We start from the raw sequence: 13204 nt of genomic DNA on the forward strand, positions 1-13204 counted from the left end.
GTCGTGAAGGGGCTCGACCGTGTCCGAAAACACCCGAAGGTCCAGAAACACCGGCAGGATTGCCCGGCGCGGCGCGCTGGCGGCCGTTGTCGCGGGCGCGGTGGCGATGGCGACGTTCGCCGCCGGCGCCCCCGCGGCGCAGGCCGCCAAGCCCGACAAGGTCAAGTGGAAAGTCCTGTATTCGGAGAATTTCGCCAAGCCGCTCAACGAACGGGGGGCGCAGTGGGTCCGCGAGGACTACTCGCAGCCTTTCGACACCATCATGGACGACGCCGGCCTCTGGTATCAGAACGACTACGGCCAGGCGTGGAACGACGCCTTTGAGTCCTTCGACACGTATCGCAAGGAATTCACGGTCGGCAAGGACGGCTGGCTCACCGCTTCGCTGTCCGCCCGTGACTGGAACAAGGACGGCAAGCTGGAGAACCCGCCTTCCATCGACCGGAAGGTGATCAAGGGTGGCCCGGTGGCCGAGCTGAAGGTGCCCGACCACACCGGTGGCGCCATCTTCCGGCCCACCAAGGCGCTGCCCGACAACTACCGCATCGAGTACAAGCTGAAGACCATCGACTTCGGCGGCAAGCGCAACGGCACCATCGAGTACGACGGCAAGATCAACGGTTACAGCACCGACGGCTGCAAGACCCAGCACCCGTGGGGCGAGGGGTCCAACAGCCCCGGCTGGGAAGGCGACGCGTCGGCGCCCTACTGCGAGTGGCAGGACGTGCGCGAGGGCCGGTACGGGTACAACGGCTTCCACTTCCTGTCGATCGTGGACTTCGCCAACCCGGCGCCGCGTAACAACCACTTCTGGCACTACCGGCGCAAGGTCCTGATGGACTCCTTCTCCCAGCACCCGGACCGCGTCGGCACCGGCACCGGCGGCCGGGTCTGCGACTCCAACACCAACACCTACTACAACTACCGCGACAGCAGCTTCAACACCGTCAACATGTGGATCAGCGGCCTGCCGAACTGGCGGCCGGGCCAGGGCGGCCTGGCAGGCAACTCGCAGTGGTTCATGACGAGCTGCTCCGGCGGCGTCGCCGAGCAGCAGCTCTCCTCGGCGGCCGAGCTCCAGCCCGAGCTGATGCCGAACGAGTTCTACACGTTCGCCATCGAGCGTGACGACACCGGCTACACGCTGGAGGCCAGCGGCAACTTCGCCCGGGTGGGCCAGAAGACGCTGCGCTTCCACCGGCCGTTCATCGTGAACAACGCGCCCATCTGGCACTACAACGTCAAGCCGGAGGAATACGACGGCCGGTTCAACAACAACCTGGTCCAGAACGACAAGAACGGCAGCACCACCTGGCCCGACCAGTGGCCCGCCGGCTCCGCCTACCCCGACTACTTCGTGATCGGCGACCTCTACACCAACGTGTACGAGGGCAGCGCGAGCGTCACCGACATCCGCCTGCTCGTCCCCAAGAAGAAGTAACCCCCTCCGCGCGCACGCCGACCGGCTCCGTCCCCCGGAGCCGGTCGGCGTCCGCTTTTCTCCGGTCGGCCGGTGAGGGCTACGGGCAGGCCGCGGCGGCCTCGCGGAGCAGGGCCACCGCCCGGTCCAGGACGTCGGCGGACGGGGTGAAGGGCAGCCGCAGGTAACGGGCGTGGGTGCGGTCGGCCGAGAAGTTCGGGCCGGGCGCGAGGGTGAGGCCCAGCCGCGCGGCCTGCCGTACCAGGGGCTCGGCGGACGGGCGGCGCAGCCGCAGCCAGAGGGTGAGGCCGCCGGCGGGGACCGTGTGCGTCCACTCGTCCGAGCCGGTGAGCAGGGCGCTCAGATGGTCGCGCTGCGCCCGCAGCAGGGCGCGGCGGCCGGCGAGGACCCGCTCGGCGTCCTGGAGCAGCTCGTGGGCGACGAGCTGCTCCAGCGGCGGCGGCGACAGCTGCGTCTGCAAGGGGTTGAGCTGCAACTCCCGCACCTGCCCGGCCGTGGCCGCCCGGATCCATCCCACCCGCAGCCCGCTCCAGAACATCTTGCCGACCGACCCGACGACGACGATCCCCGCTCCCCCGAGCGGCGGGCACGCGCGGCGCTCGGCGTCGGGGCGGAGGTCGAGGTCGCGCATGGTCTCGTCGGCGACGACGGTCACCTCGTGCCGGCGGGCGAGGTCGAGGACCCTGCCGCGGTCCTCGCGGGACATGAGGGCGCCCGTGGGGTTGTGGAAGTCGGGGACGAGGTACGCCATCGCGGCCTGGCCCGAGGCCATGACCTCGGCCAGCCGGTCGAGGTCCCATCCCTGGGCGGTGACCGGCACGGTGAGGTGCCTCGCCCGCCGCGCGCGCAGCAGGGCCAGCGCGCCGTGGAAGGTCGGGTTCTCCACGGCGACCGCCCTGCGCCGGTCGTGGAAGCGGTCCATCAGCAGGGTGAGCGCCGCCCTCGCGCCGGAGGTGATGAGGATCTGCTCGGGCCGGGTGGCCAGCCCCTGACGGGTGTAACGCTCGGCGAGCAGCTCGCGCAGCACCGGCAGGCCGGGCGTGGGCAGCCCCGACCCGACCAGCAGCGGCGGCAGCCGCTCGGCGGCGCGGGCCAGCGCCTCCCGGTAGGCGTCGTGCGGGGCGGCGGTCACCGCGTCGGTGAGGTCCACTCCGATGCCGTGGTCCCGGGACCACGGCGTGGTGCCCTCGGTGAGCCGCGCGGGCAGCCGTACGACGCTGCCGCCGCCGTGCCGGGTCCGGACCCAGCCGTCCTCGCGCAGCCGCGCCAGCCCCGCCACCACGGTCCCCCGGCTCACCCCCAGGGCCTCGGCGAGCGCGCGCTCGGCGGGCAGCGGGCTGCCGACCGGCACCCGCCCGTCGAGCACGGCCTCGCGGATCGCCTCGGCCAGCGCCCCGGCCAGGCCGTGCCGCTCCCCGCGCCACTCGCCCAGCCGCGCCGTGAAGCCCCGGGCATCCGCCGCCGTCATCGGTCCAGTATCCCCGAAGTGGACCAGGACACCCCGCCCAGCCCACCCCTACGGTGAGCCTGCACCCGTCCGCGACCGCCGAGCAGCTCTCGGGGCCGGCGCGGTCCCGACTCCCAGGAGGACTCCGTGCTCATGTCCCAGACCCGCCGGCGGCCGTCGTGATCAGTCTCGGTGCCGCGGCGGGGATGGCCACGGTGGCGCTCGCCATGGTGCTCACCCCCGGGCCGAACATGATCTATCTCGTCTCCCGGTCCATCACGCAGGGACGGCGGGCCGGCCTCGTCTCACTGGCCGGCGTCGCCTGCGGGTTCCTCGTCTACATGACGGCCGCGGCGACCGGCGTCTCCGCGGTGTTCACCCTGGTCCCGTTCGCCTACGACGCCATCAGGCTCGCCGGGGCGGCCTACCTGCTCTGGCTGGCCTGGACGGCGGTACGGCCGGGCGGCACGTCGGTGTTCGCCGCCCAGGGCCTGCCGGTGGACCGCCCGCGCCGGCTGTTCACGATGGGCCTGGTCACCAACCTGCTCAACCCGAAGATCGCGATCCTCTATGTGTCGCTGCTGCCGCAGTTCGTCGATCCCGCCCGGGGGAACGTCGCCGCGCAGAGCCTGCTGCTCGGCTGCGTCCAGATCGCCGTGGCGCTCACCTTCAACGCCGGCTTCGTCCTCACCGCCGGAGCGGTCGCCGGTTTCCTGTCCCGCCGCCCGTCCTGGCTGAAAGCCCAGCGCTACGCCATGGGCACGGTCCTCGCCGGCCTCGCCGTCTCCCTCACCGCGAGCCGCTGACGCCCTCGCCGGGGGCTTGCGGGAAGGCTCAGAAGAACGGCGGGAAGGCGTGGCCGCGGCGCAGCCGGAGCTCGTTGAGCTGCTGCTGGATGATCTCGCGGATGTGGTCGGTCAGGTTGAAGACCGTCACCGGATCGTCGGCCGCCGCGGGGTCGTACTCGTCGGTGCGGATCGGCTCGCCGAACCCGATCACCCACTTGGACGGCAGCGGCAGCAGCCCGAGCGGCCCGAGCCACGGGAAGAGCGGCGTGATCGGCAGGTACGGCAGGCCGAACGTGCGTGCCAGGAAGCGCAGGTCGCCGAGCTTGGGATAGATCTCCTCGGCGCCCACGATGGCGCACGGCACGATCGGCACCCCGGCCTCGATCGCGGAGGCCACGAAGCCGCCGCGGCCGAAGCGTTGCAGCTTGTAGCGCTCGGAGAAGGGCTTGCCGACACCCTTGAACCCCTCGGGGAACACCCCGACCAGCTCGCCCTTGCGCAGCAGGCGGTCGGCGTCCTCCGGGCAGGCCAGGGTGTGGCCGGTCTTGCGGGACAGTTGGCTGAGCACCGGGAGCCGGTAGACCAGGTCGGCGCCGAGGAGCCGGATCGCCCGGTGGGCCTCGTCGTGCAGGGCGACCTGGAGCATCAGCGCGTCGAGCGGGAGCGTGCCCGAGTGGTTGGCGACGACGAGCGCGCCGCCCTCGGCCGGGACGTTCCCCAACCCGTTGACGTCCACCCGGAACCAGTGCCGGTAGAGCGGCCGGATGATCTCCAGCAGCACCTTGTCGGTCAGCTCGGCGTCGAAGCCGAACTCGTCCACGTCGTAGTCGCCGGTGACCCTGCGGCGCAGGAAGGCGAGGACCTCGGACAGCCGCTCGTCGGAGACGGCCGGGTCGGGCACCGCGCGGGCGGATCGGCTCCTGGCCGCGGTGATCGGGATTACCGTGGCGTCGTGCGATGGATCGGTCATCTCACTCGGCCACCTTCTCGCTCCGCCTCGCTCCTTACACCCTCCAGTCCATCACATCGGAGGGGCGGACTCGGACGGGGAGTGCCTCAGTCGGCCCGCCAGGACGACGGTGAGAGCCAGTCGGCCAGGGTGTCGGGCACGCCCCCGGCCAGGCCGCGGGTGCGCAGGAAGTCGTCGAAGGCGGCCTGCGTGGTGAACTTCGGCTGCCAGCCCAGCTCGGCGGTCAGGCTCGCGATGTCCACGACGCGGCCGTGGCACAGCAGCCGCAGCTGCTCGGGCGAGAAGTCGGCCACGCCGGTGCCCCTGGCGATGTCGCCGAGGAGCCGGAACGCCTGTGAGGGGATGGGGAGCGAGAGCCTGCCCGCCCTGCGCACACACTGCGACAGGTAGAGCACGCCCTCGCCCGCCACGTTGTACGTGCCCGGATGGTCCTCGGTGGCCACCCGCCTGAGCACCTCCACCCCGTCGTCCTCGTGGACGAACTGCAGCCGGGGGTCGTAGCCGAACACCGTCGGCAGCACCGGCTGGGTGAAGTAGCGGGTCAGCGGCGAGTCGACGCCTGGGCCCATGAAGTTGGCGAAGCGCAGTGTGGTGACGGTGACGTCGGGGCGGCGGCGCGCGAAGCCCCGCACGTAACCTTCGACCTCCACTGCGTCCTTGGCGTAGCCGTGGCTCGGCACCTCGTGCGGCTCCGCGTCCTCGGTGAACACGGCCGGGTCGTGCGGTGAGGACCCGTAGACGGCCGCGGTGGAACGCACGACGACGCGCCGCACCAGCCCGGAGCGCTGGCAGGCACCGAGCAACTGCATGGTGCCGATGACATTGTGCTCTTTCATGTAGACCCGGCTCCCCGCTGGGGAACTCACCAGGCTGACATGCACCACCGTGTCGACGTCCGCGGCCGTGATCACCTGCGCGATGTCAGGGCTGCGCAGATCGACCCGGACGAACTCGATCCGGCTGAGCGGCGCGCCGCCGTCTCGCCCGAGCGAAGGCGGTGGCACGGTGTCCACCCCGATCACCCGGTCGACTTCCGGGTCGGCCGCGAGGACGCTCGCCACTCGAGCGCCGATGTGGCGGGCGACTCCGGTGACGAGCACGGTATGGCTCATCGGCGCCTCGCAGATCCCGCGTCTACTTCTTGTTACGCCGCTGGATGCGGGTCTTCTTCAGAAGCTTGCGGTGCTTCTTCTTCGCCATGCGCTTGCGGCGCTTCTTGATGACAGAGCCCACGGGACCCCCAGGTCTTGGTAGATGCTGGTTCGGCGTGCGGAGAAGCACACCGGCCCAACAGCCTACCGGCGATCCGTGGTGGATCGCCCCTGGGGGGACCCCGGGAGACTACACTCGTGACACAGTGTCACCATGTCACTACCCTAGTGAAGCGGTGGACGGTCGCCCTGGCCGCTTCAACCCGCCTCGATGTAGGCATCCCTCAGATAGTCGTGGACCGCCTGCTCGGGCACTCTGAATGAGCGGCCGACCCGGATGGCCGGCAGCTCGCCCGAGTGCACGAGCCGGTACACAGTCATCTTGGACACCCGCATGACCGTGGCAACCTCGGCCACGGTCAGGAACTTCACCTCGCTGAGAGGTCTTTCGCCTGCACCCATCGGACGCCTCTTCCGCACGTGTATCCGGGTTATCCCCACTGGTGCCATCGCTCACGCACGTGTACTGCCGTCAGCGTAAGTCCGGACTCCGGGCGCGCAAACCCCCTAGTTCATCAGTCTTCGGAGTCCTGTGTCAGCTACATCAAGAAAATCGCTGGCCAGCAGCCGGGTCGTGCCCTCGCCGTACTGCCTGGAACGGACCAACTGCCTTCCCATAAGAGTCGCCCACGATCTTGAAAAAGTTGGCAAAGGGGCCCCGAGGCAGGCGGAATGCAGGCGCGAAAAACTGGTATAGGGAGGGCCGTAATGGGTCAGAACGCGACTCACATGGCTCGCGTGACCCTTGAGACGAGGTAGGCGGTCAACGGATCGTAATAACGCGGCAACACATTGTCATCCAGCGGGACCGTAACCTGGATCTTGCCCTCGGCCTCGCCGACGAAGAGCGCCGGATCGTTGCTGTCGGCGAACCCGACGGTGGGCAGTCCGGCCTCGCCCGCCGCGCCGGCCCAGCCGTGGTCGGCCACGACCAGGTCGGGCCGCTCCTCCAGCGCGGCGATCATGGCCTCCATCGGGGTCGGATCGTGGGTGTGCACGAAGCCGCCGTGGTCGTCGAGCATGGCCACGTCGCCGAGATACCTGATCCGCCGCCTGCGCCCGAACCCGGTGCCCACGTAGCTCCAGCCCTCGGCGGGCGTGAGGAGCCGCGCGCCGTGCTGCACGGCGAGGCGGGCCAGAGCGAGGTGGATCGTCAGCAGGCCGGTCGGGTGGCCGGTGGCGAAGAGCAGGCGCGCGCCGGGCGCGGCGAGCACCGCGCCGATGCGCTCGCCCATCTCCTCCAGCGCGTCGATCGTCCGGTCGGGGTCGATCGTGTCCTGACCCTCGCGGTGCGCCGGGTCGGCGACGACCCCGCACGACTTGGCCATGAGCGCGAGCACGTCGCGGTAGGCCCAGCCCTCCGCCAACGTGAGACCGAAAAGGTAATAGGGATCCCGGTTGGCCAGCGACCGGTAGTGGTCGAGGTTGTTCTCCCGGCTGGTGGCCACGTCCCCCGCGATCCTGGTGCGGAGCAGATGGTCCCGGAGCTCGTCCCGGCTGGGCACGGCGACGGGGCCGGTGGTGGAGGTGGTGGTGGGCAGGGTGGTGGGCACGGTCAGTTCGTCCACGAAAGGCTCACAGCAGGGGGTCGAGGCCGTGCGAGGGGAACACGGCGTTTCGGGTCGCCACAATGGCCCGGTCGATGGGATCTCCTGGGTCATAACCAGCAGAGAAGTCACGAAATTCCGGATTACGCCCATCGGTCATCGTCAACGGCGGCAGCTCCCGGGTGCGCCGTTGCACGAACTCCCGCCACTCCTGCGGGGTCGGGGTGGCCGGGTCGACCGGATGGCCCGCGGCCTCCGCGATGAGATGCGTCCACGCCCTCGGCACCACCTGCACCAGCTCGTACCCTCCGCCGCCGGTCACCACCCACCGGCCGCCCGCCGTCTCGTGGGCCAGCTCGTGCAGCGCGGCGTACGCGGTGCGCTGGCCGTCGAGGCTCAGCATGAGATGGGCCAGCGGGTCCAGCGCGTGGCTGTCGCAGCCGTGCTGGGTCACCAGCACCTCGGGCGCGAACTCGCGCAGCAGCGGCGGCACCACCGCGTGGAAGGCACGCAGCCAGCCGCCGTCCCCGCAGCCCGCGGGCAGCGCGACGTTCACCGCGGTGCCCTCGGCTCCGCTCTCCTCGGGGAACCCGGTGCCGGGGAAGAGCGTGCGCCCGGTCTCGTGCAGGCTGATGGTCAGCACCCGGGGGTCGTCGTAGAACATCGCCTGCACGCCGTCGCCGTGGTGCACGTCCACGTCCACGTAGGCGATGCGGGAGGCGCCCTGGGCGAGCATCCAGCCGATGGCCACGCCCGGATCGTTGTAGACGCAGAAGCCGCTGGCCGCCGAGGGCATCGCGTGGTGCAGCCCGCCCGCGACGTTCACCGCGTGCTCGACCTCGCCGGACCACACGGCCTTCGCGGCGGCCAGACTCGCCCCGGCCACCAGCGAAGACGCCTCGTGCACGCCGGCGAACGCCGGGTTGTCCGGGGTGCCGAGACCGGCGGAGAGGTCCGGCCTGCCGTCGGCGGAGACCCGCTTCACCGCCTCGATGTAGTCGCGCGAGTGCACCAGCGCCAGCTCGTCGTCACTCGCCGGCACGCATCCGATCATCTCGACCTTGCCGAGCACGCCCAGCTCGCGGGCGAGTGCCATGGTCAGCTCGACCCGCACGGGAGCGAGCGGATGCCCTGGCCCGAAATCGTAGGAGGTGAGCTTGTCATCCCATACAACTCGTACCGACCGGCTCATGGCCCTCCTCGGCTCGCTCCTTTCGGGCGACGTTACAGTACGGCTTCCGCCGATCTTCGGTCACCCTGAGCGTCGCTCCCATCGCGGTATCCGGTATGCCGGACACCGTGACGGCTCAGCCGCCGGCGAGCTCCCTGCCCCGGTCCCGGGCCGCCTCGATCGCGGCGAGGAAGGCGGCGCGCACGCTGTGCCGCTCCAGCTCGGCGATGGCGGCGATGGTCGTGCCGCCCGGCGAGGTGACCGCCTCGCGCAGGATCACCGGGTGCTCGCCCGAGTCGCGCAGCATGATCGCCGCGCCGACGATCGCCTGGGTGACCATGTCCAGCGCGGCGGCGCGCGGCATGCCGAGCAGGATGCCCGCGTCCACCATCGCCTCGACCAGGTAGAAGAAGTAGGCGGGACCGCTGCCGGACAGCGCGGTCGCGGCGTCCTGCTGGGCCTCGGGGATCCGCAGCACCTTGCCCACCGGGGACAGCAGCTCCTCGGTGCGCCGCAACTGCTCCTCGCCCGCGTGCGCGCCCGCCGAGATCACGCTCATCGCCTCGTCCACCAGCACCGGCGTGTTCGACATGACCCGCACCACCGGCACCTCGTCGCCGAGCCGGGCCTCCACGAACGCGGTCGTGATGCCGGCCGCCGCCGAGATCACCAGCCGACCGGCCGGGACGTGCGGCGAGATCTCCTCCAGCAGCGTGCCCATGTCCTGCGGTTTGACGGCGAGGATGAGGGTCTCGGCCGTCTTGGCCGCCTCGGCGTTGGAGACGACCCGCACGCCGTACCTGGCGGCGATCGCGTCGGCCCGCTCGGGGCGGCGGGCGGTGGCCATGATCTCGCCCGGCTCGACTCCGGCGCGCAGCAGCCCGGACAGCAGGGCCTCGCCCATCTTGCCGGTCCCGAGTATCGCAATCACATAACGCAGCCTACCGACCTCCCGGCCCGCCCCCGGTCAGGCCGGGCTCAGCGGCCGAGTGCCGACAGGAGCGCGCCCGCCGGGTCCTCCGCCACCCGGCGCACGACGTAGGGATACCAGTCCACGCCGTAGGGGACGAAGATCCGCACGGTGGCGCCCTGCCCGGTCAGCCGGCGCCGCTCCCCGGGCCGCACGCCGTACGGGAGGCGGTACTCGAAGCCGCCCGGCTCGCGCTCGTTGAGGGCGGCCAGCGCGGCGGCGACGTCCAGCAGCCGCCGGTCGGCCGTGGCGATCGCCGGGCGGCCTCTCCCGGCCATGAGCACCCGCAGGCAGCGCGCGAAGGACCGGTCCACGTCGGTCCGCGAGGTGAAGGCCAGCACCTCGGGCGCGCCGTCCCCGCCCTTGCACAGGACCACCCGGGAGCCGGGGCCGGCCAGCGTCCGGCAGTACTCCTCCGCCTGGCGCAGCCGGGCCGGGACGACGACGCCCGCCGACGGATGCCGCTCGCGCAACTCGCCGAGCACCGACAGGGCCGGCTCGGTCAGCGGGTACTCCTCCGCGGCCAGCGTGACCGTGGCGCCCGCCTCGTCCGCCGCGGCGCAGATCCGGGCGGCGCGGTCGCGGGCGGCCCGCTCGGAGCCGCGCAGGCCGAGCGCGGAGAGCCGGACCGTGACGTCCGCGCCCTTGGCGATCCCGGCCGCCGCCAGCCCCTCGACCAGCGCGAGGCAGGCGGACTCCGACGCCTCCCCGCCCACCCGTTCTGTGGCTTCCCCGCCCACCCTGCCTGGGGTCTCCCCGCCCACCCTGCCTGGGGTCTCCCCGCCCACCCGGCCTGGGGCTTCCCCGCCCACCCGGCCCACGGCGATCCGCAGCCCGTACGCGGCCACCTCGGCGGCCACCCGGACCGCGTCGCCGGGGGACTCCCCCGCGACGTACCGGCTCGCGAGTGCCCGTGCCGCCGGGGACGCCCTGACGACGGTCTCGGCCCGCTCGTTACGCGAAGCGGCCAGCAGCGCCTGTCGCAACACGTCTGCTCCACCTTCCGTGCTCGATCGTGGCGGAGGGAGTCCGACCAGCCTACGACCGGCCCGCCGTACGACGCAGGAACACGTCCTGACTCGGCCGACGACTCTCCGGTCAAGGCCGGGTCTGAACCGCCGGGGCGTGCCGTACGTCACAGGGATATGCGGAGGAGACGAGCCACACTGACCCAGTACGCGCTGCTGACCGGGAGCCTGCTGCTCGCGATGAGCTGCGCCGACCCGTCCACGACCGCCGAACCGGCGAACCCGCCGGCCGCGGCGACCACGCCCGCGGCCCCTCCGGCGACGGGCGGCGGCGACCAGCCGGTGACCGCGCCGGCGGCGAGCCCCGGCACCGGTACGCAGCCGGACTCCCGGCCCTCGCCGGTCACCCCCAAGGGCCCCACCCTCGACCCCCGTCCCGTGCCGTGGACCAGCGTCACCGACGCCGGGGACGACAGGGCGCGCATCGTGTGGTGGTCCGGCGTCGAGCCCTGCCACACGCTGGACCGGGTGGCCGTGGACGAGACGGAGAACTCCGTCGAGATCACGATCTACGAGGGCACCCCGGAGAACCAGCAGAACGTCGCCTGCATCGAGATCGCGATCCAGAAGACCACCACCGTCACCCTGAAGCACCCCCTCGGCGACCGGACCCTGATCGACGGGGCGAAGAAGTAGGACAAAGGGGGAATCCCACCGCGCGTCCATAGGTTGAGCCTCATAGACTCAAGCTGTTTGACAAACAGCTCGGCCCAACCCAATATTGAGTCGCACCGACTCAACTTTGACTACAAGGACGTACTCATGGCACGTGCGGTAGGTATCGACCTGGGGACGACCAACTCCGTCGTCTCGATTCTCGAGGGCGGTGAGCCCACCGTCATCGCCAACGCCCAGGGCTCGCGGACCACGCCGTCCGTGGTCGCGTTCGCCAAGAACGGCGAGGTTCTCGTCGGCGAGGTCGCCAAGCGTCAGGCCGTGACCAACGTCGACCGGACGATCCGCTCGGTCAAGCGCGAGATGGGCACCAACTGGACCGTCGAGATCGACGGCAAGAAGTTCACCCCGCAGCAGATCAGCGCGTTCGTCCTGCAGAAGCTCAAGCAGGACGCGGAAGCCTACCTGGGCGAGAAGATCACCGACGCGGTGATCACCGTTCCCGCCTACTTCAACGACGCGCAGCGGCAGGCCACGAAGGAGGCCGGCACCATCGCCGGCCTCAACGTGCTCCGGATCATCAACGAGCCCACCTCCGCCGCCCTGGCCTACGGCCTGGACAAGGAGAAGGACCAGACCATCCTCGTGTTCGACCTCGGCGGCGGCACCTTCGACGTGTCCCTGCTCGACGTCGGCCAGGAGGACGGGCACGGCTTCGTCGAGGTCAAGGCCACCAGCGGCGACAACCACCTCGGCGGCGACGACTGGGACCAGCGCGTCGTGGACGAGCTGGTCACCCGGTTCAAGAACGCGCACGGCGTCGACCTGTCCAAGGACAAGATGGCCCTCCAGCGGCTGCGCGAGGCCGCCGAGAAGGCGAAGATCGAGCTCTCCAGCCAGTCGGAGACCACGATCAACCTGCCCTACATCACCGCCTCCGCCGAGGGTCCGCTGCACCTTGAGGAGAAGCTGACCCGGGCCGAGTTCCAGCGGTTCACCGCCGACCTGCTCGAGCGCTGCAAGGGCCCGTTCCAGCAGGTCGTCAAGGACGCCGGGGTCAAGGTCTCCGACATCGCCCACGTGGTGCTCGTCGGCGGCTCGACCCGCATGCCGGCGGTCGCCGACCTGGTCAAGGAGCTCACCGGCGGCAAGGAGCCCAACAAGGGCGTCAACCCGGACGAGGTCGTGGCCATCGGCGCCGCGCTCCAGGCCGGCGTGCTCAAGGGCGAGGTCAAGGACGTCCTGCTGCTGGACGTGACGCCGCTGAGCCTGGGCATCGAGACCAAGGGCGGCATCTTCACCAAGATCATCGAGCGGAACACGACGATCCCGACCAAGCGGTCCGAGGTCTTCACCACCGCCGAGGACAACCAGCCGTCCGTGCAGATCCAGGTCTACCAGGGCGAGCGCGAGATCGCGTCCTACAACAAGAAGCTCGCCACCTTCGAGCTCACCGGCATCGCCCCGGCGCCGCGCGGCATCCCGCAGATCGAGGTCACCTTCGACATCGACGCCAACGGCATCGTCAACGTGTCGGCCAAGGACCTCGGCACCGGCAAGGAGCAGTCGATGACCATCACCGGCGGCTCCGCGCTGCCGAAGGACGACATCGAGCGCATGATGCGCGAGGCGGACTCCTACGCCGAAGAGGACAAGAAGCGCCGCGAGGACGCCGAGACCCGCAACAACGCGGACGCGCTGGCCTACCAGACCGAGAAGTTCCTCAGAGAGAACGACGACAAGGTCCCGGCCGACGTCAAGACCGAGGTCAACGAGTCGCTCGCCGAGCTGAAGAAGGCCCTGGAGGGCACCGACTACGCGGTGATCCGCACGGCCGCCGAGAAGCTCGCCACCGTGAGCCAGAAGATGGGCTCGGCGATCTACGCTCAGCAGCAGGGTTCCGACGCCGCCGCCGGCCCGACCGCCGACGCGGGCGCTCAGAGCGACGCCAAGGCCGACGACGACGTCGTCGAGGCCGAGATCGTCGACGACGAGCAGCCCAAGCGGGACAAGTGA

At 70.8% G+C, this 13204-nt stretch carries 13 protein-coding genes; 4 read left to right on the top strand and 9 right to left on the bottom strand.

Going from position 1 to position 13204, the window contains the following annotated elements; all coding sequences use genetic code 11:
- Positions 1 to 19: 19 nt before the first annotated feature.
- Entirely contained in the window at positions 20 to 1441 is a 1422-nt protein-coding gene (locus QSK26_RS19765) for a hypothetical protein (RefSeq protein WP_285776657.1), read from the top strand.
- A 79-nt stretch (positions 1442 to 1520) separates the two neighbouring features.
- Here the strand turns inward: QSK26_RS19765 and QSK26_RS19770 are convergent, their stop codons facing one another.
- Entirely contained in the window at positions 1521 to 2909 is a 1389-nt protein-coding gene (locus QSK26_RS19770; RefSeq protein ID WP_285776658.1) for an aminotransferase-like domain-containing protein, read from the bottom strand.
- A gap of 158 nt (positions 2910 to 3067) precedes the next feature.
- Here QSK26_RS19770 and QSK26_RS19775 point away from each other — a divergent pair, with 158 nt between their 5' ends.
- The gene (locus QSK26_RS19775; RefSeq protein WP_285776659.1) at positions 3068 to 3694 is read left to right on the top strand and encodes a LysE family translocator; all 627 of its coding nucleotides are present in this window, start codon (positions 3068 to 3070) and stop codon (positions 3692 to 3694) included.
- A gap of 28 nt (positions 3695 to 3722) precedes the next feature.
- On the opposite strand, the gene QSK26_RS19780 is transcribed toward QSK26_RS19775, so the two are convergent.
- The 8 genes from QSK26_RS19780 to QSK26_RS19815 all read right to left on the bottom strand — a co-directional run bounded on the left by QSK26_RS19780 (position 3723) and on the right by QSK26_RS19815 (position 10534).
- Positions 3723 to 4646: a lysophospholipid acyltransferase family protein gene (locus QSK26_RS19780; protein ID WP_285776660.1), complete on the bottom strand. Its 924-nt coding sequence runs from the start codon at positions 4644 to 4646 to the stop codon at positions 3723 to 3725.
- Positions 4647 to 4732: 86 nt separating this feature from the next.
- The gene (locus tag QSK26_RS19785; protein WP_285776661.1) at positions 4733 to 5758 is read right to left on the bottom strand and encodes an NAD-dependent epimerase/dehydratase family protein; all 1026 of its coding nucleotides are present in this window, start codon (positions 5756 to 5758) and stop codon (positions 4733 to 4735) included.
- A 22-nt stretch (positions 5759 to 5780) separates the two neighbouring features.
- On the bottom strand, positions 5781 to 5879 hold the full coding sequence (locus tag QSK26_RS19790; RefSeq protein ID WP_018654693.1) for a 30S ribosomal protein bS22: 99 nt from the start codon (positions 5877 to 5879) through the stop codon (positions 5781 to 5783).
- A gap of 176 nt (positions 5880 to 6055) precedes the next feature.
- Complete coding sequence (locus QSK26_RS19795) at positions 6056 to 6259, bottom strand: helix-turn-helix domain-containing protein (RefSeq protein ID WP_012887307.1); 204 nt, start codon at positions 6257 to 6259, stop codon at positions 6056 to 6058.
- Positions 6260 to 6582: 323 nt separating this feature from the next.
- A complete protein-coding gene (locus QSK26_RS19800) occupies positions 6583 to 7416 on the bottom strand; it encodes a phosphatase (RefSeq protein WP_285776845.1) in 834 nt (277 codons plus the stop codon).
- Between the two features lie 16 nt (positions 7417 to 7432).
- Positions 7433 to 8596 (bottom strand): acetoin utilization protein AcuC, encoded by a 1164-nt coding sequence (locus tag QSK26_RS19805; RefSeq protein ID WP_285776662.1) that lies wholly within the window; start codon positions 8594 to 8596, stop codon positions 7433 to 7435.
- Between the two features lie 115 nt (positions 8597 to 8711).
- Positions 8712 to 9506, bottom strand: a complete 795-nt coding sequence (gene proC, locus QSK26_RS19810; protein ID WP_285776663.1) for a pyrroline-5-carboxylate reductase — start codon at positions 9504 to 9506, stop codon at positions 8712 to 8714.
- Between the two features lie 47 nt (positions 9507 to 9553).
- Positions 9554 to 10534 (bottom strand): proline dehydrogenase family protein, encoded by a 981-nt coding sequence (locus QSK26_RS19815; protein ID WP_285776664.1) that lies wholly within the window; start codon positions 10532 to 10534, stop codon positions 9554 to 9556.
- A gap of 156 nt (positions 10535 to 10690) precedes the next feature.
- Between QSK26_RS19815 and QSK26_RS19820 the strand changes: the two genes are divergently transcribed.
- Together QSK26_RS19820 and dnaK are read left to right on the top strand one after the other, a co-directional pair.
- On the top strand, positions 10691 to 11209 hold the full coding sequence (locus QSK26_RS19820; protein WP_285776665.1) for a hypothetical protein: 519 nt from the start codon (positions 10691 to 10693) through the stop codon (positions 11207 to 11209).
- Positions 11210 to 11335: 126 nt separating this feature from the next.
- On the top strand, positions 11336 to 13204 hold the full coding sequence (dnaK, locus tag QSK26_RS19825; RefSeq protein ID WP_285776666.1) for a molecular chaperone DnaK: 1869 nt from the start codon (positions 11336 to 11338) through the stop codon (positions 13202 to 13204).

Source organism: Microtetraspora sp. NBRC 13810 (genome assembly GCF_030268685.1).
Taxonomy (GTDB): Bacteria; Actinomycetota; Actinomycetes; order Streptosporangiales; family Streptosporangiaceae; genus BSRQ01.